This window comes from Qipengyuania aquimaris, from assembly GCF_009827445.1.
Lineage (GTDB): Bacteria > Pseudomonadota > Alphaproteobacteria > Sphingomonadales > Sphingomonadaceae > Qipengyuania > Qipengyuania aquimaris.
In genome coordinates this window covers 61,070-87,114 of record NZ_WTYI01000001.1, presented here as the reverse complement: position 1 = coordinate 87,114, position 26,045 = coordinate 61,070, and the positions used below count along the sequence as shown (strand labels likewise).

General features: G+C 61.1%; 24 protein-coding genes and 1 tRNA gene. 11 read left to right on the top strand and 14 right to left on the bottom strand.

Translation table 11 applies throughout. From position 1 onward, the window contains the following. Positions 1-30 precede the first annotated feature (30 nt). Positions 31-552 (top strand): hypothetical protein, encoded by a 522-nt coding sequence (locus GRI34_RS00375; protein WP_160594246.1) that lies wholly within the window; start codon positions 31-33, stop codon positions 550-552. Here the strand turns inward: GRI34_RS00375 and GRI34_RS00370 are convergent. Further along, positions 549-1,433 carry a MipA/OmpV family protein gene (locus tag GRI34_RS00370; protein ID WP_160594245.1) on the bottom strand — a complete coding sequence of 295 codons (885 nt, stop codon included), beginning with the start codon at positions 1,431-1,433 and terminating at the stop codon, positions 549-551. The two genes, GRI34_RS00375 and GRI34_RS00370, sit on opposite strands and share 4 nt — an antisense overlap. 124 nt (positions 1,434-1,557) lie before the next feature. Between GRI34_RS00370 and crtY the strand changes: the two genes are divergently transcribed. From crtY to GRI34_RS00340, 6 genes are read left to right on the top strand one after another with little or no spacing between them, the layout of a single operon-like run. Beyond that, positions 1,558-2,742: a lycopene beta-cyclase CrtY gene (crtY, locus tag GRI34_RS00365; protein WP_160594244.1), complete on the top strand. Its 1,185-nt coding sequence runs from the start codon at positions 1,558-1,560 to the stop codon at positions 2,740-2,742. Then, positions 2,739-4,280 (top strand): phytoene desaturase, encoded by a 1,542-nt coding sequence (locus GRI34_RS00360; protein WP_160594243.1) that lies wholly within the window; start codon positions 2,739-2,741, stop codon positions 4,278-4,280. The genes crtY and GRI34_RS00360 overlap by 4 nt, the downstream gene beginning before the upstream one ends. Then, positions 4,277-4,858: an LOG family protein gene (locus tag GRI34_RS00355; RefSeq protein ID WP_160594242.1), complete on the top strand. Its 582-nt coding sequence runs from the start codon at positions 4,277-4,279 to the stop codon at positions 4,856-4,858. The genes GRI34_RS00360 and GRI34_RS00355 overlap by 4 nt, the downstream gene beginning before the upstream one ends. After that, positions 4,855-5,874: a phytoene/squalene synthase family protein gene (locus tag GRI34_RS00350; RefSeq protein WP_160596327.1), complete on the top strand. Its 1,020-nt coding sequence runs from the start codon at positions 4,855-4,857 to the stop codon at positions 5,872-5,874. Before GRI34_RS00355 ends, GRI34_RS00350 begins: the two co-directional genes overlap by 4 nt. Before the next feature lie 52 nt (positions 5,875-5,926). After that, positions 5,927-7,798 carry an acetyl/propionyl/methylcrotonyl-CoA carboxylase subunit alpha gene (locus GRI34_RS00345; RefSeq protein WP_160594241.1) on the top strand — a complete coding sequence of 624 codons (1,872 nt, stop codon included), beginning with the start codon at positions 5,927-5,929 and terminating at the stop codon, positions 7,796-7,798. Between the two features lie 57 nt (positions 7,799-7,855). Continuing rightward, positions 7,856-9,406 (top strand): acyl-CoA carboxylase subunit beta, encoded by a 1,551-nt coding sequence (locus GRI34_RS00340; RefSeq protein ID WP_160594240.1) that lies wholly within the window; start codon positions 7,856-7,858, stop codon positions 9,404-9,406. On the opposite strand, the gene GRI34_RS00335 is transcribed toward GRI34_RS00340, so the two are convergent. Beyond that, positions 9,403-10,668, bottom strand: a complete 1,266-nt coding sequence (locus GRI34_RS00335; RefSeq protein WP_160594239.1) for a multidrug effflux MFS transporter — start codon at positions 10,666-10,668, stop codon at positions 9,403-9,405. The genes GRI34_RS00340 and GRI34_RS00335 overlap by 4 nt on opposite strands. 65 nt (positions 10,669-10,733) lie before the next feature. On the opposite strand from GRI34_RS00335, the gene dinB reads away from it, so the two are divergent. Beyond that, the gene (dinB, locus tag GRI34_RS00330; RefSeq protein ID WP_160594238.1) at positions 10,734-11,852 is read left to right on the top strand and encodes a DNA polymerase IV; all 1,119 of its coding nucleotides are present in this window, start codon (positions 10,734-10,736) and stop codon (positions 11,850-11,852) included. Here the strand turns inward: dinB and GRI34_RS00325 are convergent. From GRI34_RS00325 to GRI34_RS00305, 5 genes are all read right to left on the bottom strand, one after another. Then, complete coding sequence (locus tag GRI34_RS00325) at positions 11,849-12,319, bottom strand: NUDIX domain-containing protein (protein WP_160594237.1); 471 nt, start codon at positions 12,317-12,319, stop codon at positions 11,849-11,851. The two genes, dinB and GRI34_RS00325, sit on opposite strands and share 4 nt — an antisense overlap. Continuing rightward, entirely contained in the window at positions 12,307-12,927 is a 621-nt protein-coding gene (locus tag GRI34_RS00320; RefSeq protein WP_160594236.1) for a 6-phosphogluconolactonase, read from the bottom strand. Before GRI34_RS00320 ends, GRI34_RS00325 begins: the two co-directional genes overlap by 13 nt. A 73-nt stretch (positions 12,928-13,000) precedes the next feature. Further along, a complete protein-coding gene (locus tag GRI34_RS00315) occupies positions 13,001-13,462 on the bottom strand; it encodes a Dps family protein (RefSeq protein ID WP_090477893.1) in 462 nt (153 codons plus the stop codon). Between the two features lie 107 nt (positions 13,463-13,569). Then, a complete protein-coding gene (locus GRI34_RS00310) occupies positions 13,570-14,124 on the bottom strand; it encodes a hypothetical protein (protein WP_160594235.1) in 555 nt (184 codons plus the stop codon). Between the two features lie 11 nt (positions 14,125-14,135). Continuing rightward, positions 14,136-15,455, bottom strand: coding sequence for an alkaline phosphatase PhoX (locus tag GRI34_RS00305; RefSeq protein WP_234028101.1), 1,320 nt, complete (start codon positions 15,453-15,455; stop codon positions 14,136-14,138). A gap of 74 nt (positions 15,456-15,529) precedes the next feature. Here GRI34_RS00305 and GRI34_RS00300 point away from each other — a divergent pair, with 74 nt between their 5' ends. Next, the gene (locus GRI34_RS00300; RefSeq protein ID WP_160594234.1) at positions 15,530-16,324 is read left to right on the top strand and encodes an SDR family oxidoreductase; all 795 of its coding nucleotides are present in this window, start codon (positions 15,530-15,532) and stop codon (positions 16,322-16,324) included. Positions 16,325-16,330: 6 nt separating this feature from the next. Here the strand turns inward: GRI34_RS00300 and GRI34_RS00295 are convergent. The 7 genes from GRI34_RS00295 to GRI34_RS00265 form a co-directional block, all read right to left on the bottom strand. Next, a tRNA-Gly gene (locus GRI34_RS00295) sits at positions 16,331-16,404 on the bottom strand. A gap of 47 nt (positions 16,405-16,451) precedes the next feature. Further along, positions 16,452-17,231 carry a tyrosine-type recombinase/integrase gene (locus GRI34_RS00290; RefSeq protein ID WP_160594233.1) on the bottom strand — a complete coding sequence of 260 codons (780 nt, stop codon included), beginning with the start codon at positions 17,229-17,231 and terminating at the stop codon, positions 16,452-16,454. A gap of 326 nt (positions 17,232-17,557) precedes the next feature. Next, positions 17,558-17,788: a hypothetical protein gene (locus GRI34_RS00285; RefSeq protein ID WP_160594232.1), complete on the bottom strand. Its 231-nt coding sequence runs from the start codon at positions 17,786-17,788 to the stop codon at positions 17,558-17,560. A gap of 91 nt (positions 17,789-17,879) precedes the next feature. Beyond that, entirely contained in the window at positions 17,880-19,115 is a 1,236-nt protein-coding gene (locus GRI34_RS00280) for a hypothetical protein (RefSeq protein ID WP_160594231.1), read from the bottom strand. A 105-nt stretch (positions 19,116-19,220) separates the two neighbouring features. After that, entirely contained in the window at positions 19,221-19,697 is a 477-nt protein-coding gene (locus GRI34_RS00275) for a hypothetical protein (RefSeq protein ID WP_160594230.1), read from the bottom strand. Continuing rightward, positions 19,694-19,888, bottom strand: coding sequence for a hypothetical protein (locus tag GRI34_RS00270; RefSeq protein WP_160594229.1), 195 nt, complete (start codon positions 19,886-19,888; stop codon positions 19,694-19,696). The genes GRI34_RS00275 and GRI34_RS00270 overlap by 4 nt, the downstream gene beginning before the upstream one ends. Further along, positions 19,885-20,448, bottom strand: a complete 564-nt coding sequence (locus GRI34_RS00265) for a recombinase family protein (protein WP_160594228.1) — start codon at positions 20,446-20,448, stop codon at positions 19,885-19,887. The genes GRI34_RS00270 and GRI34_RS00265 overlap by 4 nt, the downstream gene beginning before the upstream one ends. Before the next feature lie 189 nt (positions 20,449-20,637). Between GRI34_RS00265 and GRI34_RS00260 the strand changes: the two genes are divergently transcribed. Both GRI34_RS00260 and GRI34_RS00255 read left to right on the top strand, forming a co-directional pair. Then, positions 20,638-21,201: a DUF5710 domain-containing protein gene (locus GRI34_RS00260; protein ID WP_160594227.1), complete on the top strand. Its 564-nt coding sequence runs from the start codon at positions 20,638-20,640 to the stop codon at positions 21,199-21,201. 205 nt (positions 21,202-21,406) lie between these two features. Beyond that, positions 21,407-25,822, top strand: a complete 4,416-nt coding sequence (locus GRI34_RS00255) for an NACHT domain-containing protein (protein WP_160594226.1) — start codon at positions 21,407-21,409, stop codon at positions 25,820-25,822. Positions 25,823-26,045: the final 223 nt, after the last annotated feature.

Sequence of the window (26,045 nt, the reverse complement as noted above, 5' to 3'; positions counted from 1 at the left end):
GCCAATTCCAAGTTGCGGAGTTGGCAGGCCATGATCGGATTACTGACCGTCGTCATCGGACTGGCCATGATCGCGGCCGGTCTCGGAATGTTTCCCGACCTTGAGGAAATCCCGACTTTCCTCGCCGTAATCTTCGTCCTCTTCGGGGCGATCCTGGTCTGGGCCGGCATCTACAACATCTGGCTGGGTATTCAGCGCAGGCGCGCCTATGCGGGCGGACGAGAGCGCAAGGGCACCGCGCGGCTGTTTCATACCCCGACCGGAGACGATGGCAGCGTCTATCTTATATTTGCGACCAGCTATGCCGAGTGGATGGTGAGCGTCAGCACTTCCGGCATCGAACACCTGCTGGACGACCTGGGTGGCGAAGGCGTGCCGGCCAAGGCCTATATGGGCTCCAACGACAAGCTCTATGGCCTCGACCTGGCGGGCGTGCGGACTAAACCGATCTCCGCAGGCGATCCCTTCGAAGGCAAGTTCCGCGAGCGGATAGAGCGCGCACAGGCGCTCGCCGAAAAGCATAACCGCCTTACTGCAGAGCGTAGATCCTAGAAGGTGTAGCCCACCCCGAGCGCTACGAAATACTGGTCGTTATCGCCGCGAATGCTCGTGAAGGGCGTATCGGCAGCGTCATTGACCAGTTTCGACCAGCCGCCGATCCCGATTATCGAAAGTCCGCCATCGGTAGCGTCGCCGCTCAGGTCATGGGCCAGGAACAGGTTGACCCCATAGCTTTGCATACCGCCTTCAGCCTGGAAGCCGGGCAGCAAAGCCTCTTCAGCCAGTAGCGCGTTCACCGGAGGCACCGAATAATAATAGTCCGCGAAATCGTCGTCGATGAAGCTGGTGCTCAGCGTCAGCGAGGCGGCCGTCGCGCGGCTGAGCGGAGTAAAGTAAGTGACCGAGGGGCTGACCGTCATGCCATTGTGAGCGCCCGCGACGTCCCACGTCGCATCCACATTGACGCTCAGGCTGTCGAACGGGTTGAGCAGCTTGGGAAAAGACACGCCGATGCTGCCACCAATTTCGACCGCGCGATCGAGCTCGCCATAAAAAGCGACGATATCGTCGTTGATATCCTCTGCATCGACGCGGTCGCTACGCAGGCGGAACATGGGTCCGGCGGAGAAATTGACCGTCGCATCGTCGGCATCGGGAATGAGGTCGAGTGCGAGGCCAGCCGGGCGCGGATTGATGTCTATGCCCCAGACCGAACCCTGCACGATCGGCAGGATATTTACGTTGTAATCGTCGCTGCCGGAATAGCTCGCATTGTAGCCGACACCCACGCCCACGCTCAGGAAATCGCCGTCGAAAACGGTGGATGGCGGCCCGCTGCGCGCACCTTCGACCTCGGCATAGTCCTGTGCTGCGAGCGGTGCGGCAGCACACAGGCCCAGACCTGCTGCGCCAAGGATTGCGACGTATTTCATTGGAATTTCCCTCGAATTGCCCTTGTCCGCCCAACGACCGTGTCCCGCAGGCGTTCCACGAAGAATGCCGTGTCGGGTGAAACCGATTGCCGCGCACGGCCACGGGACGTAAGCGGTGTTCCCCATGGGGCGCGAATACGATATTGCCGTTGTCGGCGGCGGACTGGCCGGGGGCCTTACCGCGCTCGCCATCCACCGCGCGCACCCCGCCATCCGTATCGCACTGGTCGAAGCGGGCGAGAGTTTCGGCGGCAATCACCGCTGGAGCTGGTTCGAGCATGACCTCGGACCGGAGGCGACGGACCTGCTTTCCGGCTTTACGGCGACGAGTTGGACGGGCGGCAACGAAGTCCGCTTCCCGGCTCACCGGCGCAAGCTGGCGGCTAATTATTGTTCTCTCGACAGCCGCGATTTCGATGCGCACCTGCGCCGCCAATTGCCACAGGATGCAATTCTCACCGGAATGCGCGCCGCCAGCCTCAGGGCGGACCGGGTCGAGATCGGTGGCGGCCCGGATATCAAGGCGCGCGCAGTGATCGATTGCCGCGATGCTGTGCCGAGCGAGCATCTTGCCGGTGGCTGGCAGGTTTTCCTCGGCCAGCACCTTCGCACCCGCGCTCCGCACGGGATCGAGCGCCCCGTTATCATGGATGCCACGGTGAACCAGCCCGGTGCCTACCGGTTCATCTACCTGCTGCCACTGGGCGCGAACGAGATTTTCGTCGAGGACACCTATTATGCCGACAGTCCGGTTCTCGACCGGGAAATGCTGGCGCGGCGGATCGAAGATTACGCCAAGGCCAAGGGCTGGAGTGCCGAGGTGCTGCACGAGGAAACCGGCGTCCTTCCCGTCATTACCGGCGGCAATTTTACCGCTTACCGCGCTTCACTCCAGCAGCCCGGCGTGGCGCTGTCGGGCGCTCGCGGCGGCTTCGTCCATCCGCTCACCAGCTACACCATGCCGGTCGCCGCTGCCAACGCGCTGGCGATTGCCGGGGCCGCACACCTACCCGGCACAGAGCTGTCGGATTTCGTAGAGAAACGCGCGCAGGAACACTGGCGCAGGACGCGCTTTTACCGCCTTCTGGGAAAAATGCTGTTCGATGCGGCCATTCCGGAGGAACGATACCGTGTGTTCGAGCGCTTCTATCGACTGCCGGAGCCTTTGATCGAGCGGTTCTATGCCGCACGCTCGACCCGCTTCGACAAGCTGCGCATCCTCTCGGGCAAGCCGCCCGTTCCAATTTCCCGCGCGGTCACGGCCTTGCTTGGCAAGGGCGCACCGCTCGTCCATGAGAGCCATCGATGAACGCCGAGACCACACCTCCCGCCCCTTCCGACGCTACCGAGATACCGCATACGGGCCGCACAGCCTGTGTCATCGGTTCGGGTTTCGGCGGCCTCGCGCTCGCCATCCGCCTCCAGTCGGCAGGCATTGCAACCACGGTAATCGAGGCGCGCGACAAGCCGGGCGGCCGCGCATATTACTGGGAAAAGGACGGTTTCACCTTCGACGCCGGTCCCACCGTCATCACCGATCCCGACTGCCTGCGTGAATTGTGGGCGCTGAGCGGGCATGACATGGCCGAAGACATCGAGATCATGCCGGTCATGCCCTTCTACCGGCTCAACTGGCCCGACGGCACGAACTTCGATTATTCGAACGACGAAGAGCAATTGTTCGGCGAGATCGCGCAGCTCAATCCTGCGGACGTCGCCGGGTACCAGCGCTTCCTCGAATATTCGGCAGGCGTCTACGAAGAAGGCTACGTCAAGCTGGGCCACAAACCCTTCCTCGACTTCAAGTCGATGCTGAAGGCTGCTCCCGCGCTGGCCAAGAAGCAGGCGTGGCGCAGCGTTTATTCCATGGTGTCGAGCTATGTCGAAAACGAGAAGCTGCGCGAGGCGCTGAGCTTCCATACCCTGCTTGTCGGCGGCAATCCGATGAAGACCAGCAGCATCTACGCCCTCATCCACAAGCTGGAAAAGGACGGCGGCGTCTGGTGGGCCAAGGGCGGCACCAACCGGCTGATCGCCGCCATGGTGAAGCATTTCGAGCGGATCGGCGGCACCGTGCGCCTCCACGATCCGGTGGTCCAGGTGCACACGCTGGGCAACCGGGCGAGCGAGGTGGAAACCCATTCTGGCTGGAAGCAGCGCTTCGACGCGGTCGCCAGCAATGCCGACATCATGCACAGCTACAAGGACCTGCTGGGCGAGACCAAGCGCGGGAAAAGCTACGCCAAGTCGCTGTCGCGCAAGAGCTTTTCGCCGGGCCTGTTCGTCGTCCATTTCGGCATCGAGGGCACCTGGCCGGGCATCCCGCATCACATGATCCTGTTCGGCCCGCGCTATAAGGGCCTGCTGGAAGACATTTACGATCACGGCGTCCTGCCGCAGGATTTCTCGATCTACCTGCACCACCCCAGCGTGACCGATCCCGGCATGGCGCCCGAAGGCATGAGCACCTTTTACGCGCTCGTCCCCGTCGCCCACATGGGCAAGCTGTCGGTCGACTGGGAAGAGATGGGCCCGATCCTGGAAAAGCGCATCCTCGACGAGGTCGAGCGCCGCCTGATCCCGGACCTTCATGGCCGGATCAAGACCAAGTTCCACTACGCACCGCGCGATTTCGCGATGGACCTCAATGCCCACATGGGCAGCGCCTTCAGCCTCGAACCGGTGCTGACGCAGAGCGCATGGTTCCGCGGGCACAATCGCGACGACGTGATCGATAATTTCTACCTCGTGGGCGCAGGCACGCACCCGGGCGCCGGCATCCCCGGCGTGGTCGGCAGCGCCAAGGCGACCGCGGGGCTCATGGTTGAGGATTTGCTCGAAAAATGAAGAGACTAGCGGTTTATTGCGGTTCCGCTTCGCCCGAAGATCCACGTTACATCCAGCTTGCCTCCGATGTCGGCGCCGGCCTGGCCGAGCGTGGCATCGGGGTCGTCTATGGCGGCGGCAGGCTTGGCCTGATGGGTGCGACTGCGCGCGGCGCACTCGAAGCGGGCGGTGAAGTTATCGGGATCATTCCCGAAGCACTCGCCAATTCGGAAGTCGCAAACCACGACTGCACCGAACTTCACACGGTCGGCGGAATGCATGAGCGCAAGCAGCGCTTCACCGATCTCAGCGACGGGTTCATCACCATTCCGGGCGGCGTCGGCACCATGGACGAGCTGTGGGAAGCGATGAGCTGGGCGCAGCTCGGCTATCACTCCAATCCGGTCGGCCTGCTCAACGCATTCGGCTTTTATGACGAACTCATCGCCTTCAATCGCAAGATGGCGGACGTCGGCTTCGTGCGTGCTGCGCACCAAGGCATTCTCGTGCACGACACTACGTTAAGCGGCCTGCTTCAGCAGATGGAAAGCTATTCCCCGCATACCCCGATCTTCAAGATGAAGGCGGAAGACCTCTGAGCGCACAGCGTCCCCTTACCACGAGCAATCTGCGCGCAACGCCTGCCCGGGCAGGCGGCGGCCGCGAACGTTCAGCGCTGGTTGCGAAATCACACGACGCGATTGCGGAAGGCTCGCAAAGCTTCGCCGCCGCGTCGAAACTGTTCGACCGCACGACCCGCGAACGCTCCTGGCTTCTGTACGCCTGGTGCCGCCGGTGCGACGATATCGCCGACAACCAGGACAAGGGCGGTCCGCTGGGGGACCAAGGCGATTTGAAAAGCGCAGAAGACCGCGTCCAGGCGATCCGCGTCCTGACCAAGCGCGCGCTGGACGAACAGCCCACGGCAGACTTCGCGTTCGATGCCTTCGGCCTCGTTGCAGACGAGTGCGGGCTCGACTGGGACATGGCGAACGACATGATCGGCGGCTTCGCGCTCGACGCCACCCGCTGGCAGCCGCGTACCGAGGCCGACATGATGCGCTATTGCTATCACGTAGCCGGATCGGTCGGCATCATGATGGCGGTGATCATGGGCGTGCCCAAGGACGACGGCGAAACGCTCGACCGCGCCTGCGACCTCGGCCTTGCCTTCCAAATTGCGAACATCGCGCGCGACATTACCGAGGATGCGGAAGCCGGGCGCTGCTACCTGCCCGCGACGTGGCTGGCCGAACTGGACTGGCAAGCGGGCGAACATGCCCTTCCCGAAAACCGCTTCAAGCTCGCCAGCCTGATGCCGCGCCTCATCGCGCTGATGGAAAAGCACGAGGAGGCATCGAAGCTCGGCGCGAAGAAGCTGCGCTTCCGCCAGCGCTGGGCCGTGCTTGCGGCGGCCAATATCTACGGCGCGATCGGGCGCAAGGTGCTCAATCGCGGCCAGCTGGCCTGGGACAAGCGCGTACGCGTCGGCGGGCTGGAGAAAAGCTGGCACGTGACCACCGCCTTTTTCGAAGCGCTGTGGAACCGGCCGAGCGGGCCGGAAGAACCGATCATCTGGTCGCGGCACGATTTCAGGCCCGTCGCCGGTTGGTAGCTTGACGCGAGGCGCTTGATGGATCTGACCGCTACGGCTAGCGCGCATTCATATGATTTCGAAACTCCTCATCGCCAATCGCGGCGAAATCGCCTGCCGCATCATTCGCACCGCGCGTGAAATGGGCATCGCCACCGTGGCGGTCTATTCCGACGCCGATGCCAAGGCGCTGCATGTGCGGCAAGCCGACGAGGCAGTGCATATCGGCCCCTCGCCCGCCGCCGAAAGCTATTTGGTGGGTGAGAAGATAATCGCTGCGGCCAAGCAGACCGGCGCAGAGGCAATCCATCCCGGTTACGGCTTCCTGTCGGAGAACGCAGGCTTCGCGCAGGCCGTGATCGACGCAGGATTGATCTGGGTTGGCCCCAAGCCCTCCAGCATCGATGCCATGGGGCTCAAGGATGCCGCCAAGAAGCTGATGCGCGAGGCAGGCGTGCCGGTCACGCCGGGCTATGAGGGCGAGGACCAGTCGGTAGAGCGCCTGAAGCAAGAGGCCGACGCCATCGGCTATCCCGTGCTGATCAAGGCGGTCGCAGGCGGCGGCGGCAAGGGCATGCGCAAGGTCGATGCGGCGGCGGATTTCGAAGCCGCGCTGGAAAGCTGCCGGCGCGAGGCCAAGGCCAGCTTCTCCAATGACGAGGTGCTGCTCGAAAAGTGGATCACCTCGCCCCGCCATATCGAGGTGCAGGTCTTCGGCGACAGCCACGGCAATGTCGTCCACCTGTTCGAACGCGACTGCTCGCTCCAGCGCCGCCACCAGAAGGTGATCGAGGAAGCCCCGGCCCCCGGCATGGACGAGGCGACGCGTGAAGACATCTGCGCCGCCGCCGTGCGCGCGGCCAAGGCGGTCGATTACGAGGGCGCGGGCACCATCGAATTCATCGCCGACGCCAGCGAAGGTCTGCGCGCCGACCGCATCTTCTTCATGGAGATGAACACCCGCCTGCAGGTCGAGCATCCGGTGACCGAGGAGATCACCGGCGTCGACCTGGTGGAATGGCAGCTGCGTGTGGCAAGCGGCGAGCCGATCCCGCTGAAGCAGGACGATCTCTTCATCGACGGCCATTCTATCGAGGCGCGCCTCTATGCCGAAGACCCCGCAGGTGGTTTCCTGCCCTCGACCGGCAGGCTCGACCATTTCGATCTCGGTGTAGAAGGGCGGATCGAAACGGGCGTCGAAGAAGGCGATATGATCTCGCCGTACTACGATCCGATGGTCGCCAAGCTCGTCGTTTGGGGGGAGACCCGCGCCGAGGCCATCGACCAGCTCGCCGACATCGCCGAAAGCGTCGAAATCTGGCCGGTGAAAACCAATGGAGCATTTATAGCGAATTGCCTGCGCGACGAGGATTTCGAAGACGCGAACCTCGACACCGGGTTCATCGAAGCGAAGCTCGACACGCTGGTCTCGGCAGACGAGGCGGGTGACGATATCTGGCAGACTGCTGCCGACTTCATCGCGCTTGCCGAAACGGAAGAGCACGAGGACCTGCCGATCGGCCTGCGCCTCAATGCGCCGGGCAGGCTCAATGCAACGCTCACGCACAAGGGCGAGACGCGTACGGTCAACGCGGCTGCCTCGCATGTCGACAGCCTGGCAACAGGATTCGTCGACCCCGAGCGTGCAGTCGTCTTCGCCGACGGACAGAGCTTCGTCTTCGAACGCCAGTCTCGCGGCTCGGGCGCTGCTGGGGCGGGCGACGGTGCCATTCTCGCCCCCATGCCGGGCAAGGTCATCGCGGTCGATGTGGCCGAGGGCGATGCGGTCACCGCTGGCCAGCGGCTGATGGTGCTCGAGGCGATGAAGATGGAACACGCCCTCACCGCGCCCTTCGACGGGACCGTGACCGAGCTTTCCGCTGCGACAGGCGGGCAGGTCCAGGTCGAGGCCGTGCTGGCGGTTGTCGAGCCGAAAGAAGAATAAGGCTTCCCTTTCGCTCCGACCCTTGCAAGCGTGTGGGCCCACGGAGAGAGGGCACGCATGAGCTGGCAGGACGAACTCGACGAATTGCGCCGACGCGAAGCGCTCGCCGAACAGATGGGCGGCGAGGAAAAAGTTTCGCGCCAGCACGCGCGCGGCAAGATGGATGCCCGCGCCCGGCTCGCCGCGCTGGTCGACGACGGCTCGTTCCGCGAGATCGGCAAGATCGCGGGCAAGGCGAGCTATGATGAAAACGGCGACCTTGCCGGTATCCTCCCCGCCCCCTTCCTTTTCGGCAAGGCGCTGATCGAAGGCCGCCCGGTCGTCGCCACCGCAGACGATTTCACCATCCGCGGCGGTGCGGCCGATGCCGGGATTTCCCGCAAGATGGTGCAGGCGGAAAAGATGGCGCATGAGCTCAAGCTGCCCATCATCCGCATGATCGACGGCACCGGCGGCGGCGGCAGCGTCAAGACACTCGAACAGATCGGCGCGACCTACATCCCCGCGGTCCCCGGCTGGTCGGACGTGGTGAAGAACCTCGATACCGTGCCTGTCGTCGCGCTCGCCCTCGGTCCCACGGCAGGGCTAGGCGCGGCGCGCGCGGTGGCGAGCCATTATTCGATCATGGTGAAGGGCCTCAGCCAGATCTTCGCCGCCGGCCCGGCCGTGGTCGACGGCCTCGGCGACAGTTACAAGGGATCGACCGACCACAACCAGGCGAAGGAAGATCTCGGCGGAAGCGGCATCCATACCCGCAACGGCGTGATCGACGACGAGGTGGCCAGCGAGGCCGAAGCCTTCGCCCGTGCGCGCCATTTCCTCTCCTTCATGCCCGAACACGTCGGCCAGTTCGCGCGTCGCTCCAATTGCACCGACCCCGTCTACCGCCGCGAGGAAGCGCTGCTCTCCCTGGTCCCGCGCGAGGACAAGCAGGTTTATTCCATGCGCCGCTGCATGGAGATGGTGTTCGACCAGGGCACCGTGTTCGAAATCGGCCGCATGTGGGGCCGCGCCTGCATCACCGCACTCGCCCGGCTCGACGGCTGGCCGGTCGCGGTCCTTGCCAGCGATCCCTCCTATCTCGGCGGATCGTGGGAGGCGAAAACATCAGAGAAGGTCGAACGCTTCGTGAAGCTGGCCGACCAGTTCCGCCTGCCGATCGTCCATCTCGTCGACAACCCCGGCTTCATGATCGGGCGCGAGGCGGAAATGGCGGGCACGATCCGTTACGGCGTGCATGCAATGAACGCGATCTACAAGGCCAGCGTCCCGCTCGCCTCGGTCGTGCTGCGCCGCGCCTATGGCATTGCGGGCAGCGCGATGAGCAATGCGGAGACGTACCAGTACCGGTTCTGCTGGCCGTCGGGCGATTGGGGTTCGCTACCCATCGCGGGCGGGCTGGAGGTGGCCTACAAGTCGGAACTGGAGACGGCGGAGGACCCGGAAGCCGAACTGGCTGCAATCCGCGAACAGCTGGACAAGGTCACATCGCCCTTCCGCAGCGCCGAACGCTTCAATGTCGAGGACATCATCGACCCGCGCGATACGCGGCCCTTGCTGTGCGAATTTGCCGACCTCGCCTGGCGACGCTTGCACGCCGAAGCCTAGGCGTCTTCGGGCATTTTCTCGCCGAACAGCTCCCCGCGTTCGGAGAACAGCACGAAAGCAAGGCTCAGCACGGCCGTGACGAGCAGCGCTGCCGCAAGCGGGCGGGCCGTGCCGTCATAGGCATAGCCGATGAAGGCCCCCAGCAAGGCGCCGCTGGTCATGCGCAGGAACCCCTGCGCCGAAGACGCCGCGCCGGCGATATGGCGGAACGGCTGCAAGGCGATGCTGCCGAAATTCGCCCCGATGAAGCCGAGCAGGCTCATGTTCGCCGCCATCAGCGGGACGAAGGTCCACAGCGTTTCGTCGGGCTGGTTGGCGAAATAGAGCTGCGCCGCCGCCACCGCTATAAAGGCGAACAACGCCGCGTGGCTGACCTTGCGCGCGCCGAAACGTTCGACGATCCGGCTGTTCGACCAATTGGCCAGCGCCATGCAGCCTGCGCAGATGGCGAAGATCAGCGGGAAGCGGTCACCCGCGCCGAAGGCTTCGCCGATCAACTGCTGCGAGGAATTGATGAAGCCGAACAGACCGCCGAAAACCAGCGCGCTGCCGAGCGTGTAACCGATGGTCTCGCGCAACGTCACCGCGCTTTTCATGTTGCGGGCGATGGGGCCGATGCGGATTTCCTGACGGTCCTCTTCGTGAAGCGTCTCCGGCAGGCGGAAATAGACCCACGCGCTCATGACTACGCCGGCCACCGCCATGCTGGCGAAAATCCAGCGCCAGTCGCCCATCAGGACGAGCACGCCCTGCCCGATGCTGGGCGCAACTGCCGGAACGAGCAGGAAGATCACGAAGATAAGGCTCATCATGCGGGCCATCTTGTCCCCGCCGACCCGGTCGCGAATGATTGCAGGGGGAAGCGCGATGATGCCCGCAGCAAAGAAACCCTGCGCTGCACGCAGCGCCACCAGCATGTCGAACGTGCTGGCCAGTGCGCAGGCGATGGAAAGCGTGATGTAGAGGAACAGGGCCACGAACAGCACGGGCCTTCGCCCGTAGCGGTCGGCGAAGGCACCCGGCACCAGCGTACCGATCCCGGCAGCGAGCAGGTAGGCGCCAACCACGAATTGCCGATTGTTGCCCTGCGCGCCGAGATCGGTTGCCAGCACATCGAGCGCGGGGAGGATGGCATCGATACCGAAAGCGTTGAGCGCCATCAGCAGTGCCATCATCCAGATCAGCTCGCGCTCGCCGATGGGCGCGCGCGACGCGGCCTCGGCAGGTGGGCGTTCGCCCGTCGCAAGTTGATCGTTTCGCATTTGCACAAAATGGCGGGTGCCGCACAAGGTTCCGCTTTGCAACCTGTATCGCTATCTGGAGAGACATGAGCGAAGCGCAGGACAGGGACGATGACGAGGAGGCCGATGGTCTGCGCAAGATCATCCATGTCGACATGGATGCCTTCTTCGCCAGCGTCGAACAGCGCGACAATCCGGACCTGCGCGGCAAGCCCGTGGCAGTCGGCGGGGCGAGCGGGCGCGGCGTCGTGGCCGCGGCCAGCTACGAAGCGCGCAAGTTCGGCGTGCGCAGCGCCATGCCGTCAGTGACGGCGAAGCGCCTCTGCCCGGACCTCATCTTTTGCAAGAGCCGATTCGACGTGTACCGCGAGGTGTCGCAGCAGATCAGGGCCATTTTTCGCCACCACACCGAACTGGTCGAACCGCTTAGCCTCGACGAGGCCTATCTCGATGTGACCGAAGACCGGCTGGGCATAGGCAGCGCGACCCGCATCGCCGAGCTGATCCGGCAGGAGATCCGCGCCAAGACGAAGCTGACCGCCAGCGCCGGTGTCAGTTACAACAAGTTCCTCGCCAAGCTCGCCAGCGACCAGAACAAGCCCGACGGACTGTGCGTCATTCGCCCGGGCCAGGGCGCAGATTTCGTCCAGTCCCTGCCGGTCAGGCGGTTCCACGGCGTCGGCCCCAAGGCCGAAGAGAAAATGACCCGCCTCGGCATTGCGACCGGCGCCGACCTCGCGGCCAAGGACATCGAGTGGCTGCGCGCCCATTTCGGCAGCTTCGCCGATTACCTCTATCGCGCCGCACGCGGCATCGATCTGCGTCCGGTGCGCGCCAGCCGGACCCGCAAATCTGTGGGCGGAGAACGCACCTTCAGCCGCGACATTTCCTCGGGGTCGGAACTGCGCGAGACGCTGGAAAACATCATCGACATCGTCTGGGAGCGGATCGAGCGCGCAGCGGCGAGCGGGCGTACCGTCACGCTCAAGCTGAAATACACCGACTTCCAGATCTTCAGCCGCGCCAAGTCCATGCCCCGCCCCATCGCCGACAAGGAGGAATTCGCGAGCGTGTCCCGCATCCTGCTGGAAGAGGTGCTACCGCTCCCCATGCCGATCAGGCTGATGGGGCTAACGCTTTCGAAGCTCGAAAAGGACGAAAAGGAAGAACAGCGGGGGCCCGACGCGCAGCTGAGCCTGCTCTAGGCGGCGTTGGCGCGCCACAAGGCCAGCCGCTCGCGCGTACGCGGACTCAGCGGCTCGGGCAGCGAGTGGGTGGGAAAGAACCGCGCTTCCACGATTTCGCGGCCATCGGGTCTGGGCAGGTCGTCAATCACCGCAGCAAAAATATGCGCCGTATGCGCGGCGCCCGACAATTCCTCTCCGATGGTGCCGATTGGCCTGATCGCGGTCGCTTCGCAGCCCACTTCCTCGCGCATCTCGCGCCGCGCGGCCTGTTCCGCCGTCTCACCGCGATCGATGCCGCCGCCGATGAAAAACCAGCCTTTGGGACCGTAGCTGTGGCGCACAAGTAGCAATTGCCCGTCGAGGTCACGCACGATCACGCTCACTCCGTCGCGGGTCGTGCCGGTGGATTTGCGAAGCCGGGCGCGCAAGCGGTAAGCGATGCGAAGGGCGAGCCGGTGCAGCGGCGCCGGGATCAGGTGAAGCATGTGACGGGCTGGCTCGCACCTTTGAGCAGCCGTGCGACAGGCAGGTCGCTCTGGCCGGACACGGCATGGTCGAAAACCGTGCGCTTGTCGGAGCCGCGGATCACGAAAGCGATCTGGGCGGAATCGAGCAATGACGGCAGCGTCAGGCTGATCCGGTCGAACGGCGCTTCCGACGGCAGGGGATCGGGCGTCAGGCGCATGATCCGCCGCTCTTCATCGAGCTTTGGATCGGTGTTGGGAAACAGCGAAGCGATGTGACCGTCCGCGCCCATGCCGAGCCAGGCGAGGTCGAAATGCGGGACCGCTTCCATGATCGTCAGCGTCACCACTTCCGCACCGGCCGGTTCGAACAGCGCCCTGAGTTTGCCCGTGTTCGACGCTTCGTGATCTTCGGGAACGATGCGATCGTCATTCGGCCACACGACCAGCCGCGAGAAATCGAGGTCGTGTTCGAGCAGCTTCTCAATAATCGGGAACGGCGTCGAACCGCCGGGGACGGTGATCGTGACCGGCCCTTCCCCTGCCTCCAGCGCCTCGGAAAGTCGTGCGGCGAGCCAGTCGGCGATTGCTTCGTCGCTTGCCCGTTCGATGATCGTTACGTCTGCCATGGCTCACACATACAACAAACCCGCCCGCACCCAAGGTGCGAACGGGCTGTGAATTGGTATTTTTCTGCGAAGCTTACTTGCTGGTCTGGTTGAGGAACCAGATGCGCTCTTCGCACTGGTCGATCCAGTCGTCGACGATGCCGCTGGTCGCGTTGTCGCCAACGGTTTCGGCTTCTTCCTTCACCTTGCCGAGGCGGTCATGCAGCTTGCGGTTGTCGTCGCGCAATTCCTTGACCATCGCGTCCGCGGTGATCGTGACATCGTCCTGGTCGGCGATCTTCGTTTCGCTGGCGACCGAGCCGATCGAGGTCAGCGTGTATTCGTCGTTCTTGCGGACGCGCTCACCCAGGTCGTCGACAGTGGCGATCAGCTGGGCGGCCTGCTCGTCGAACAGGACGTGGAGGTCGCGAAAGCGCGGGCCTGCAACATGCCAGTGAAAGTTCTTGGTCTTCATGTAGAGCGCCAGCGTGTCGGCCAGTGCGCCGTTGAGCGCGGTTACGAGACCGGCTTTCGAATTGTTGCCGAGTTCGGCCATGGAAAATCCCCTTCTTGGATTATGAACTGTCTGCCCAACCAACGGGAAGACGGACAAAGGGTTTCATGGTCTTTGGCTGTTGCAGAGATCGGAATAAACGATCCTTCTCACGCAAGAAGAACGGAAAATCCGATTATTATCGCCGCGATGAAGACGATGGCCGCCAAACCCAGTCGAATCGCTCGATGGGGTAGCAAGCGAAGCCTCTCGCCAAGCTCATAGCCGGTCGCAATCGCCGCCACTCCCCCCAATGCGCCGCCGAGCGCTGCCATCTGCGGGAATGCGAGCGCCGCACCAATCGCGAAGACAACAAAGCGCGCCGCATCGGTGAGCTGGCGCAAAGCCAGAGCGAGCCCGATAGCGAAGAGCGAACGGGTGGGTTCCGCAGGTGCCTTGCCGCGATTGGGCCACGCAAGTTCGACCGCCGCCAGCAGCAGGGCCATCGCGACGAACATCTGCGCCGTATTGATCGACAGCAAGGCGGCGAACCTGCCTCCGGCCCAGCCGGCCAGTGCACCCGTTGCCGCCGCCACAGCCATTCCCGTCGCAATAAGGCCGGGAGATCGCCCCAGCCGGGCGCGCAGATCCGCGATGAGCAGCTGGTCGCGCGCACCGATCGAAAGCGCGAAGGCAGCGACAAGGGCGAACAGCAGCGCGCTCATCTAAAGCGACGTCACACCTTCCACGGACCGGTAATCGCGATCGTGCGCGTCGGCGCATAGGCATTGACGAAGAACCATTTCCCGTCGGGCGAGAAGCACCCGCCTGCCAGTTCGGTCTGCATGCGCAGGCGACCGAAGGCATAGGGCTCGCCAACGGATGTAATGCCGATAAGCCGGTTGTCGACGATCGGCATGTACTGGTCCTCGCACACGATCAGGTGACCGTTAGGCCCGACCGTGAGATTGTCGCCGTAATTGAACTGCGCCGCGTTTTCGCTTTCGAAGAAAAGCTCGAAGCGGTCGGGACCGGCCCCGCGTCCGGGCACGAGCTTGAACACCTGGCCATATTTTGCAGCCCCACCGCTGGTAGAGCACACATAGAGCTCGTCCGTGCCCATGTGGATGCCCTCGCCGCGCGCGATGATGGATGCCCCCTGCGCCGCCGCACGTTCACGCAAATCGTCCTCCGGCGCCTCGACATCGTTCAACGCGATCCAGCGCACTGTATAGCTTTTCTCGACAGGCATCAGGGGCGCATCGTGGTTGCGGGTGTCGGGCACGGCGTCGATTACCATCGCCTCCAGCCTGCCGCCTTCGGCCAGTTTGCCGCGGACCTTGGGAATGAAACGATAAAGCACGGAATCCCCGCGATCTTCGGTCAGGTAGACGATGCCGGTTTCCGGATCGACGCAGGCAGCCTCGTGGTTGAACCGGCCCATTGCCTTGAGCGGCACCGGGTCGACCTGCCCTTCGGCATCGGCCGGGATTTCGAAGATCCAGCCATGGTCGCGGCCCAGCTTGTCGGGCGCAATATTCTCGGGCTCGGTGACATATTCCTCGCAGGTCAGCCAGCTACCCCAAGGCGTCACCCCGCCCGAGCAATTGCGGATGGTCCCGGCCAGCGAGCGATATTCACGCTTCTTCTCCAGCGTCGCCGCATCCAGCACCAGCGTCGTGGTGCCGCCCGGAAGCACTGCTCTGCCCGCGAGCCTGTCGTACCCGTCGGCGATCGCCCCACCGCCCTCGTCGAAGGGCGTGAGCTCATGATTGCGCACCAGCGCGATCTCTCCGCCGGACAGCGGCAGGCAGCCCATCCCATCGGCCTTGTCCGGCACCGTCCCGCCATCGCTCATCGCATCGCCAAGGCTGGACAGCAGGCGGTAGGAGAAGCCTTCGGGCAGGTCGAGCAAGCCGTTCGGATCGCGGACCAGCGGGCCGTATCCCGCATCCGTCAAATCCGCCCCGCGCGTCATGCATCCGCTCAGCGTCAGGGCACCGAAGGCGGTTGCGGTCGTGGACAGGAACTGGCGGCGCTGCATCTGGGTGGTCATTTCTCTCTCCATTGGCCCGGAGGCCTCGCCATGCGATAGCAGCGTGAAAGCCAAATGACAGCAGGGAGGAAGGTATGGAATTGAAAGCGGGAATGGCGGCAGTCGTCACAGGCGGCGCATCAGGTCTCGGCAAGGCGAGCGCGAGCGCGTTGGCCGAGGCGGGACTCAAGGTGACGATATTTGACGTGAACGAGGAAGCGGGCGAAGCGCACGCGAGAGAAATCGGCGGGCATTTTGCCCGGGTCGACATCACCGATGAACAATCGGTGGTCGACGGTTTTGCCTCCGCCCGCGCCGCCCACGGCCAGGAGCGCGTCACGGTCCATTGCGCCATGACCAGCCGCCGGGGCAAGACGCTAGGCTGGGACAAGGAAAGTGGCGGCTACAAGCGCCTGTCGACAGAAGACTACGCATTCGGAGCGGAGGGCATTCTCGTCTCATCCTACCGCATCGCCAGCCATTCCGCTCTCGGTATGGCCAATAGCGAGCCGCTCAACGAGGACGGAGAGCGCGGCGCCATCACCCTGACCGCGAGCGTCGCAGCGCAGGACGGGCAGATCGGCCAGGTGATCTACGGCAGCTGCAAGGCGGGCGTGAACGGGCTGGTGCTGCCGATGGCCCGCGATCTCATGGACCTAGGCATTCGCGTAAATTCGGTCATGCCGGGCATCTTCGCGACCCCGCTGATGCTGGGGATGAAGGATCGCAACCCGCAGATGTGGGACCAGCTCAACGCCAGCGTGCCGTTCCCCAAACGCCTCGGCCATCCGGAGGAGTTCGCCTCGCTGATCGTCGAAATCGCCCGCAACAGCTACATCAACGGCCACCAGTTCCGCCTGGACGGCGCGATCCGCATGCCGCCGAAATGAGTTCGCTGGAGCGGGTGAAGGGAATCGAACCCTCGTCGTCAGCTTGGGAAGCTGCTGCTCTACCATTGAGCTACACCCGCATTTCAATGACTTAAAATGCCACAGACCCGGCAGTTTACAATCCGGTTTACAGATCGCCTGCCAAGCGGCGGGTGATTGACACCACGATAGCGGTATCGTCAACGTATCTCTTCCGGATTTGCTCGACCTGTTCCGGCGACCAACCCATAATGTCGGCCACCTCTCGATTTGTCAGCTTCGCCTTTGGGTGTGCCATGATCCGAGTGGCGAATGTTCCTCTCATGTCATGAAGGCGCTTTTGAGTGAGTTGTTCTTCGCCAGTGACAGGATCGCGTTCCCGATGCCAAATGCCCTTCCCATTATTCGCCTTTTTTCGTGCATCGTAAAAACTTGAGTTCAGGCCATCCCCGGTCCAAGATTTTCCGAAGCTATTCACTAGAACTGTCTCAACACCCGGCCTCCGGTCGCGCTCTCGAAGGGCTGTAAGAAGATCATCCAGCTGGGGGAGCCTAGGGATGGTAACTCGAAATCTTTTACGTCTTGAGCGCTTCGCAGCGGTCCTGTGAATTGCTAGATCGTTTACTTCATCCCATCGTAGCGCGACCAAGTCAGCACGACGCAATCCGGTCAGAACAGCCAGATCGACAGCATCCCGCAGCGGCTGTTGGGCAACCGTCTTCAACGCATTGAGATCGTCGCCCGTCCAAATGATCGGTGCGCGGCTCTCGCTGCGGTGAATAGTCGGCACACCCTTAGCAACATTAATGGCAAGCAGACCGTCGAGGGTTGCCCATTCCAGAAATCTTGAAAGCACAGAAACCGAAATGTCGGCCGTCCTAGGAGTGCTCGCCATGGTATTTCGCCATGCGACGATCTTTGCTTTCATTCTCGGATCGTCAAAGAGAACTAGTGGGACCCGACCCCATTTTTTTTCGACTTTATCAAGCGCTGCCCCCCATGTTTTTTGCGTGCTATTGGCAAGTGCAGCCCAGTAGGCTGACCCCCTGAAAGCTGTAAGAGCACCGCCTACAAGCCGTGTGCGATCATTCCGAGCGGCCTCTTCGGCCTGATAAATTTTTACCCAATCCGAAGATTGCAATTTTGGTCGCTTAGCCTGCTCGAACCTTGAAACCTGCGGGCCGCCCCTCCACGCGTAGACATACCACACGATGCCGTTTCTCGTGCGTTTACGGACAATATGAGGCGAGGACGTCAGAGACGTTCTTCCCATCGCTCAAACAATTCATTTGACGAAGAAGCAACTTCTCCCGCAGCGCGAATAGTGATCGTTCCATCAGGTCGTATTTCGACCGCACCGATATCCATTCCAACGCGCTGCGCCCCGTCAATTGCACGCTTCAAATCAACCTTTCGGAAGTTGGAACCTCCTTGGGACTGTAGCCTGGATGATAATTTCACGGCTTTTCGGCGAGAAATGGCCATTGCGCTTCCTTTCAGCCGAAAATCTAAACGATCTATTGATTAAATCAAGAGTAAGTTATTGACAAAAAAAGAGAAACGTCTTCATTTTTAGTCAATTTAGCGGCTCCCAATTTGGATCAAGCGGCGTGTCGTCGAACTCGAAATCTTGCAACTCTTGCCCGGTCAGCCGTTTGACGGGTTTGGCTGCCGGGCGCTTAGAAGCCCGGGCCGCCTCGGAGCGTGGGTGTGGAGCGGCGCTCGTCTTGTTTTTGAGCCGTTCTTCCTGCCGCTTGAGCATGCCACGGCGAATGGCGATGTCCTGCTTGGCCTTGCGGTTCTCGTCTCGCGTCTCCGCGATGGCGTCGTCCTTGGCGAGGCGGTGGACGGCTTCGTCGTGCGACAGGCCCTTGGCACGCAGCTTATCGTAGTCGCGGGTCTGATCTTCGTGCATCCAGTTGCCTAGGTCGCGGTCTGCCCACGCCTCGTGGAAGTGAGTGATGAACGACACAAGGAAACCGATTTCGGGCGTCTTGGGCGGCTTAGACTTGGTCATCCACGCCAGTTGCTTCCGGCGCACGAGGCTCCAGTTGGCCGCGCACCAACCAATGAATTTGTGAAATTCGATGCGGCGGTCGTTCCAGCCACGCAGCTTGGCCTTGACCATGGCGACCTCGCGTTGGTTCCAAGCGAGACACCCACCAGTTGGGTGGTTCTCTTCGATGGCGGCTCGCCATTCGCGCTGCGCGGCGTCGATCTTCTGGGGCAGGGTCGTCAGCTTGCGCGGCGGCTGGCGGCGGAGCGTCCGGAGGTCGGCCTTGGCCTTCCGGATTAAATCGTCCGGATTAACCGCAGTAGCGGTGTCGTCCGCAGGACGTGCCGCTACCTGTTCTTCATTCTCCTGACTTCCTTCTCCCAGACTTCTTTCTCTCGTGTGCACCTCATGCACTGGGCCGGTGCAACTGTTGCACTGGTCCGGTGCATCCCCTGCACTGGTTTTGGGGCCATATTGAAGCCTCTTTGGCACGATAGGCATGGCGGGTGTCCATCCCATATTGACCGAATACATACGGATTTGCTTGCCTTGCGGGTGCTTGTGCCGCGCAATCATGCCCTTCTCTTCGAGTGACGACAGCGCGTAGAACAAGCCGCGCCGCGACATCTTTATGCCGCCGTATGCCTTATCTCCTTCGAGCACCCGGTTCAGGCTGAAGGTGGCACGGGTCTTGCCCCAGCCGATGGTGCGGTCGACCAACTGGATCAGGACCGCGAACTCGTTCGTCGACAGGTGGGGCATCCACTCGCGGACGATTATTTGATACTTTTGGATCAATGAAGGGTGCTTAGCCATTCGGACAATAAAAGATCGAAAATTTGCAAAATCAAGCCGAAAATCAGTAATTTAGACCGTGTTTTCTAGATATGTAGACGGAGGGACCGACGCTTGACGCGCCAGTCACCGCGCTGCTCGCCAAACCTCCGAGAAAGCTGCAAGCGCGCTTAGCCAGTCCAGTTCTGCGGCTATCCTCATTGCATCGACGCGATCCAATTGCTCGGGCAGGAGCATCCTCGCCCAGTTATCGGGCGAAAGCTGATCGACGAACGCCTGCCAGCGATCCGGATCACCGAACCTACGATGCAAACGGACGTGGCACGACCTGCAAACAGGCATTAGCGCAAAGGCGCGCATATATATCTCTTGATGACCTTGATCGGCAGGTCTTGTCTCGCAGATCGAGCAGGTCTGATTGCGCGGAAGCCAACCGAGCCGCCACGCGATCTGGTTCTTCTGCCAAGCGTAGACACGTTCCTCGCCAGTCGCACCGTTGTAAGGCCCGGGAATGGCGAACCCCCAGCGCGGCAATGAACAGCCATCCGCGATCAAGTCCTCTACCTTGTGATCCAGCAGCACATCCTGTGCTAGGCATCTCATGGCAGAGGCTTCGCAATGCAACGCACCTCGGCGAAGAGATCGCCGACGCGTTGCAACCCGTTGCAAATCTCAATTGAAAGAACCGCGATGGCTTCGGGCGTCTGGTCGGCGGCTTGGCCATCAACCGCCACACAGTGCAGGTCTTCCAATTCAGCTATGATCCGCGCGAAGATTTCGCCTGACTGGTTCACGACCGTTCATCCTTCAACAGCCGATAGACGCTCGCACGAGAGACCTGTAGGCGGTTGGCTATCTCGGGAGGGGTAAGACCTTTTTGGGCAAGTTCGAGCATCTCTGGAAGTCTGCGCCGGGCTGTGGGCACTCTGCCACGATACTTTCCCGCTGCCTTGGCGCGCTCAATACCCTCACGCTGGCGAACGAGCATTAGTTCGCGCTCGAACTGGGCTAGTGCACCGAACATCGTCAGCATCAACTTCCCAGTCGGCGAATGGGTATCCATTTCTGAGCCGCCAAAATCGAGGATGTGCAGGCCCGTCTGCTTGTCTTCCAAGACGGCAAGGATGCCGAGAAGGTCCGAGGTTGAGCGCGCAAGCCTGTCTAAGCGTGTGACGATCAGCACGTCCCCTTGCCTGACAAAGTCCAGCGCGTTCTGGAATTGTGCCCGCTCGCCAACCGACGAAACTTGCTCCGAGAAAATCTGGGTGCAGCCTGTCTCTTCGAGAAGCCTATGCTGGGCTTCCAATCCGGCGATTTGGTCAAAGGTGGATGTTCTGGCGTAGCCGACCTTCACGATATGATCCCCTGCAAAACTCCCTGAAATCCTAGGGGAGTGCGGGGTGTGGTCTAGGACATTCGTCGTCCCAAAGGGGCCTCTTGCGAGCCAGAAATATTCCCGATTAGTTCACGCTGGTTCATTCAGCGCAGCCTTTTGACAAACCGATCTTTCGATAGGCATGTGATGTCCGGAGGAGATTGTGTGATGGCGGGTGACGAGAGTTGGAAGAAGGACAATAGCCGAAATGTTTTTCAAATGCTCGACGACGCCAATGGTCCTGGCATCTGGGTCCGGCGCACGACTTGGGAGGCCTCATGCGCCCGGATAGTGGCTATGGGCAGAGCGACAAAGCCGCCCCCCTATTACGGCAACCCGTCGGTCCTGATGGACATCTACAACCTAAAAGGTGACTTGCGGGAGGAACTCGCCTCTCTCGATACGGCCGGAACTTATAAGACATGGCGACAGATTGAGCCACCAGCGTGGGCGGAAGGTGCCGAGCTGCGGCCACTGGACGACCCGAGAATTGCAGATGCTCTTGCTGCCGTAGACAAAAAACGAGGCAAAACTCGATCAGACCCGCCCCGGGATCGGATCGAACTGAAAGTCTCTTTCGCGGACAAAGACAAGGCCAAGAAGCTGGGAGCGCGCTGGGACCCCACATCAAAGAGTTGGTGGCTTCCGGGTCAAGCTACCGCGACAGTCAGGGAACAGGCGCGAAAACTGGGATTCCTTTCGTATGCTACAGCCTGTCCAACGAGAGCCTAAGGATCAATGAGATTGCGTTCAAAAAGCTAGAAGGAAGCCGTGTGAGACATCTCCTAGTGGCCGGGACGTGTCCAAATAGGGGAAGGCTGTGCGAGATCATAGGCGAGCCTGAGCGTCGGTCGACGATCTTGATGGCAACGATGGTCCACAAAAATCGATGATGCGTCCTTGCCCTAAAAGACGTTAAGCCCTCATCTGGCTCTTCATGAAGGAGATAAGGGGCGTGTTGGCTGAGGTCATTCTTGGGGTAATCGGCGAGGCCGCATTGGGTTATGCAGCCAGCAAGGGTTTCAATCTCCTCAAATCAGGCGAAGCCAAAAAGGAAATCGCCGAGATAGGCTCCGCCTCTATTGAAGCGGGGATACAGACTGTTCCTGCGCTCGCGGACGATCTTCGGTCCGTCAGCTTCGTGAAAGTGGTATTCGTTCCTTTTCTTGAAGCCATCATAAGCGATCCGTCGAACCTTCCCGACTCGGACGGATTGGCCAAGCGGTTCGTTCAAATGTTTGTCGACCGTTTTGCTAAGGATGAAACTGCGGACGAGGCCCTTCGTCGCGTCTTCCAAACTGAGCGCGACGATCTCGTGGCCGCGTTCGCGACCATCATTCGTGAACTACGGTCTCAATTCAACAAATCCACGCACTGGCGAGAAGTCGGTCACTACGTCGCCACCGAGGCAACGCTCAGTCACGTGACGGCGATCCGAACAATGATGGAGCGGCAGGAGAAGGGAAAGGAAGCGTCCGCGATCAACTTGCACGATGCTATGCGAGACGCAAAAACAGGATCGGACGAACTGCGAGAGTGGCCGAGAGACATCTCCGGGCATGAAATTCTGAGGCCGGAACTGGAGCGCCTCAAGAGGCACATTCTCGCGGAACCTAGTGGAACGTCGATCCTCATCGGCGAGGCGGGGTCGGGGAAATCGGCCCTAATGTCCAAGCTAACCGACGAGTTGGAAGGGGGTGGTCACGTTGTTTTCGGCATCAAGGCTGACACCCTCCCAGTGTCGATCCAAACCGTCGATGACATTGGGCGCGCCCTAGGAATGTCAGGACCGCTGGCGGCCGAGATTGCGGCGGTCGCTCAATCCTCATCCGTGACTGTAATTGTAGACCAATTGGACGCGGTTAGCGACGTCATGGACCGTTCGTCCGACCGGATGAAAGTTCTTCTCAGGATGGTCAGGCACATCCGAGATCAAAGGCTGCGTGTGCATGTCGTTGTGTCGTCGCGCCCGTTCGAGGCGGCACACGATGCGCGTTTCCAACAACTCAAGGCTGAGGAGTTCAATCTAGCGCTACCCTCGACTGAAAGCGTGCTTGTTCTTCTCGCCGATCTGGGAATTGAGTGCGCTGGCATTTCTGAGGAGTTGAAGGAGACGCTCCGCAGGCCATTTGCCCTCAAGCTGTTCGTTCAACTGGTGCAGCGGGGTGTCGATCCTTCTTCGGTAGAAGCAGGCGACTTGTTGGATCGTTGGCTTGCTACAGCTAACCTTGGACCCGACCAGACCCGCAAAGCGGTTTTGGAATTAATGCAGAACCTCGCCTCGGAAATGCTCGCAACCGAGACACTGTGGCGTCCAGCCGACGTATATGAGGCGAACAGCAAAGAAGCCTTGGCCAGAGGCGAAGCGTGTGGCTTGATCGTCCGTAGTGGCCAGAAGATCGGGTTCAGCCACCAGTCTTGGCTCGATGATTTTCAGGCGAAGAGTTTTCGCTCCGGCGGCGACCTAGCTGACTATGCGTGGCGCAACCAAGATAGTCTGTTCGTGCGCGCAACCGTGCTGCGATCATTGCAACGGCTTAGGGCGACCGACGAGGGCGCCTACATACGGGCGGTTTCGGCTTTGCTCGGCGACGGACGAACCCGGCGTCACCTCAGACACCTCGTCACAGATGTGGTCTCGACGGTTGGTGACCCCACTCAGCAGGAAGCTGCATGGATCGAAACACTCATCCGCACCGACCCAATCTTGGCAAATCGCGGCTTGGGGAAGATCGTTGAGCACTGGTCCAAGTGGCGGCCCCACTTGTCGAAATGCCTACCGCAACTCATGCAGCAAGAGGACTTTCATTGGCGGGCGGTGCAGGGGCTTGCCGCGGAAGCCAGAGAAGACCCGGACAATATGGTCTCGCTGGTTCGTTCGCATTGGAGTGACCCTTCAAAGGACCAGCTGGTTTTTCGTATTGCCGAGCAATCTGGCGTCATCACTGACGACGTGGAGACGCTGATCCGCACCATTCTCAGCCGGACAGCTATCGACCCATATAGCGTATCCCATCTGGTTAGCACTTTGCGGACGGATGGCAGACTGGGGGAGGCGTGTCGCGTCGTTGCAATCTGGGTGGGGACAATCGAAGCCGATGAACATACCGGTCCCCAATTGCACGACGTCGAGAAGCTGGCCGAGGCGGCTCCTGCCGAGTTCGCGGAGGCTCTTCTGCCGTGGTTGATTGAGCAGGCAGAGAAGCAAGTCGATCCGTATTGCGACGGTATCAAACGATACTCCAAATCCAAATCGCTTCCGTGGGATTGGCAAGTAGAGGGTGAGCACGGAAGCATCATTGTCGCACTTCAAGAAGCGATGAGCGCTGTCGCAAAGACTGAGCCAGAATTAGCCTCGCGGCTCATTACGCGCCTAGCTTCTGTCGAGATCGACCAATTGCAGGATATGATTGCTCAAACCTATGTCGCAGGCGGTGCGTCGCTTGCCGAGGAAGCGCTAGGTTACATCCTTGCCGATGAGCGACGTTTCTACATCGGCGACGCGCATGTCACGGTAGAGCCGGGCATGTCATCAATCGAGGCCGGTTTGTCATCCCAAGAACTGGTCGAAATGATTGGTAAACATCTTTCCGGCGAACCGGTGATGGCGCTTCGCGACCGCATTGAGGGATGGTCACTCTATGAGGCTGGGCACGGTAAGGAGGACACTGCCGACTTGAGACGCATGCGGCTTCGATGGTCTGATGAGAACCGCATGGAATTGCTTGAGAGGTTGCCACAGAAAAACTTGCCTCCGCGCCGGAGACGGCAGGTTGCCGAGATGCGGGAGCGGAAGCGACAGCCTATTCCGCGCAAACGTGGGGGGTCGATGGGGACGTTTGTCGGGTCACCCATGTCGGAAACTGCCATGGAGAAGGCAGCAGATGACGACATCTTCCGCATGCTAGACGAAATACACGACGAGTCAGAGCGGTCACATCGGCGACCCATTTCGCGGGACGGGGGGGTCGTCGAACTGTCTCGCGCTTTCGCAGAGTTTGGAAAAAAGAACCCTGAGCGGGCAATCCGCATCGCGGCGCGATTTGTCCCGGGGAAGCATGAGCACGCGGCAGGCTATTTGTTGGACGAGTTGTCGAAAGACGGTATCTACCCGCCTCGTAAACTGCTCGGAATGATCCACGATCTTTCGAGCGCGGGATTTTCGTCGCGCACTTGGAAGACCCACGCCAGTTGGGCACTTTCTCGACTTGCCGATCCGTTGAAGGGGTTGCCGGATGATACGGTAGCAATGCTCGAAAGTTGGTTGGAGAACGATCCCGACGCGATTGTCGATCAAACCGAGCGGCGGTTAGCGAGGGACGCCGAAAACGAACGCCGAAACAAGAGAGAGAAGACCGCGCCTTCCCCTCTACTGTTTCACGCCTACGGGGGGATGCGCATAGTTCCTCAAGAAAACTACACGCCTCTTTCCGCGATCTTTCATGGGCTGATCGGACGCGAGGAGCAGGCTTACGACGCGTGGCTCGACGTATTGGAGCGACATGCCGTCAAGCCCGAAGACCCCCATCTATGGACGTTTCTTCTGGCTGACAAAGGAAAGTGGCTGTTCTGGGCAGATAGGTCACGAGTGCGTGCGCTACTCTCTCGGCTTGCCAGTTTGGATTTTCGTATTTTCCAATCCGCCGATCTTGTCGGTGTGCTTTGGAGCACCCGGGCAATGTTCCCAAACGACCTCGTGCTGAAAATATGCGAGGAGTGGCTTGGCCAAGAGGATGAGATTTTCCAGCAAGCTGCAGCGGAGTTTGCCGAGGCGGTAATTCTTGTAGAGCCTGACAGCGAAATGGCGAATGCCTTGGCAGCCATTCTCGATGATGACGTCTCCTCGCAAATTACGGGACGACTATTTTCAGCCGCCGCAGCTTGGAGGGAGAATGACCCGTCTCTGCGAATGCGAGCACACGAGTTTCTTATGGGACACGTGTCTCGCGCGGACGGGGATCAGGCGCATGCAATTTCCTCCACGGTCGACATGAGAGAAACTCTCGCGCCCGATGACTTCACACGGGAGTTGATAGCGGCAATCGCCGACAATTCGTCGGTTCTTGCCGCGTCCCTTACAGGCAAATTTGCGGACGGCCTGCAATCTCTGCTGCTCTATCCCGGCTTCGATGAGCCTGTAATGGATGTGACCGAACGCATCGCGAACCTCATCGTGGGTCAGCATGGAGGCAGGCATCGGGGCTTCATTGATCGCGATTTTGTGCAATTGGCCATAGCGTTGCAGCGTAACGACGGCCCTCTTCGGGCGAGGGCGATGGACGTTTACGAGAAGCTACTGGATGCCGGTGCGTATGGGGCCGAGGAAGCGGCAAAGGCGGCACTCGGAAGATGATCCGCTGCAACCCGTTGCAACACCAGTTTACCTCGCAATCTCAAGCCACTGAATAGAATGGGGCAGATTTAATCGCAGTTAACAACAATACCCGCAGAAATCCGGGCTTCTAGGCTGCTTGGGAAGCTGCTGCTCTACCATTGAGCTACACCCGCCTGGTGGAGCGGCGCTTGCCATGGGCGGCGCCACACGGTCAATCGATTCGGTGAGCGGCGGAAAACCC

Excerpts from the sequence above, each read along its gene's own strand:
- GRI34_RS00375 (WP_160594246.1), top strand. The coding sequence starts at position 31 with ATGATCGGATTACTGACCGTCGTCATCGGACTGGCCATGATCGCGGCC.
- GRI34_RS00370 (WP_160594245.1), bottom strand. The coding sequence starts at position 1,433 with ATGAAATACGTCGCAATCCTTGGCGCAGCAGGTCTGGGCCTGTGTGCT.
- crtY (WP_160594244.1), top strand. The coding sequence starts at position 1,558 with ATGGGGCGCGAATACGATATTGCCGTTGTCGGCGGCGGACTGGCCGGG.
- GRI34_RS00360 (WP_160594243.1), top strand. The coding sequence starts at position 2,739 with ATGAACGCCGAGACCACACCTCCCGCCCCTTCCGACGCTACCGAGATA.
- GRI34_RS00355 (WP_160594242.1), top strand. The coding sequence starts at position 4,277 with ATGAAGAGACTAGCGGTTTATTGCGGTTCCGCTTCGCCCGAAGATCCA.
- GRI34_RS00345 (WP_160594241.1), top strand. The coding sequence starts at position 5,927 with ATGATTTCGAAACTCCTCATCGCCAATCGCGGCGAAATCGCCTGCCGC.
- GRI34_RS00340 (WP_160594240.1), top strand. The coding sequence starts at position 7,856 with ATGAGCTGGCAGGACGAACTCGACGAATTGCGCCGACGCGAAGCGCTC.
- GRI34_RS00335 (WP_160594239.1), bottom strand. The coding sequence starts at position 10,668 with ATGCGAAACGATCAACTTGCGACGGGCGAACGCCCACCTGCCGAGGCC.
- dinB (WP_160594238.1), top strand. The coding sequence starts at position 10,734 with ATGAGCGAAGCGCAGGACAGGGACGATGACGAGGAGGCCGATGGTCTG.
- GRI34_RS00325 (WP_160594237.1), bottom strand. The coding sequence starts at position 12,319 with ATGCTTCACCTGATCCCGGCGCCGCTGCACCGGCTCGCCCTTCGCATC.
- GRI34_RS00320 (WP_160594236.1), bottom strand. The coding sequence starts at position 12,927 with ATGGCAGACGTAACGATCATCGAACGGGCAAGCGACGAAGCAATCGCC.
- GRI34_RS00315 (WP_090477893.1), bottom strand. The coding sequence starts at position 13,462 with ATGGCCGAACTCGGCAACAATTCGAAAGCCGGTCTCGTAACCGCGCTC.
- GRI34_RS00310 (WP_160594235.1), bottom strand. The coding sequence starts at position 14,124 with ATGAGCGCGCTGCTGTTCGCCCTTGTCGCTGCCTTCGCGCTTTCGATC.
- GRI34_RS00305 (WP_234028101.1), bottom strand. The coding sequence starts at position 15,455 with ATGACCACCCAGATGCAGCGCCGCCAGTTCCTGTCCACGACCGCAACC.
- GRI34_RS00300 (WP_160594234.1), top strand. The coding sequence starts at position 15,530 with ATGGAATTGAAAGCGGGAATGGCGGCAGTCGTCACAGGCGGCGCATCA.
- GRI34_RS00290 (WP_160594233.1), bottom strand. The coding sequence starts at position 17,231 with ATGAAAGCAAAGATCGTCGCATGGCGAAATACCATGGCGAGCACTCCT.
- GRI34_RS00285 (WP_160594232.1), bottom strand. The coding sequence starts at position 17,788 with ATGGCCATTTCTCGCCGAAAAGCCGTGAAATTATCATCCAGGCTACAG.
- GRI34_RS00280 (WP_160594231.1), bottom strand. The coding sequence starts at position 19,115 with ATGGCTAAGCACCCTTCATTGATCCAAAAGTATCAAATAATCGTCCGC.
- GRI34_RS00275 (WP_160594230.1), bottom strand. The coding sequence starts at position 19,697 with ATGAGATGCCTAGCACAGGATGTGCTGCTGGATCACAAGGTAGAGGAC.
- GRI34_RS00260 (WP_160594227.1), top strand. The coding sequence starts at position 20,638 with ATGGCGGGTGACGAGAGTTGGAAGAAGGACAATAGCCGAAATGTTTTT.
- GRI34_RS00255 (WP_160594226.1), top strand. The coding sequence starts at position 21,407 with ATGAAGGAGATAAGGGGCGTGTTGGCTGAGGTCATTCTTGGGGTAATC.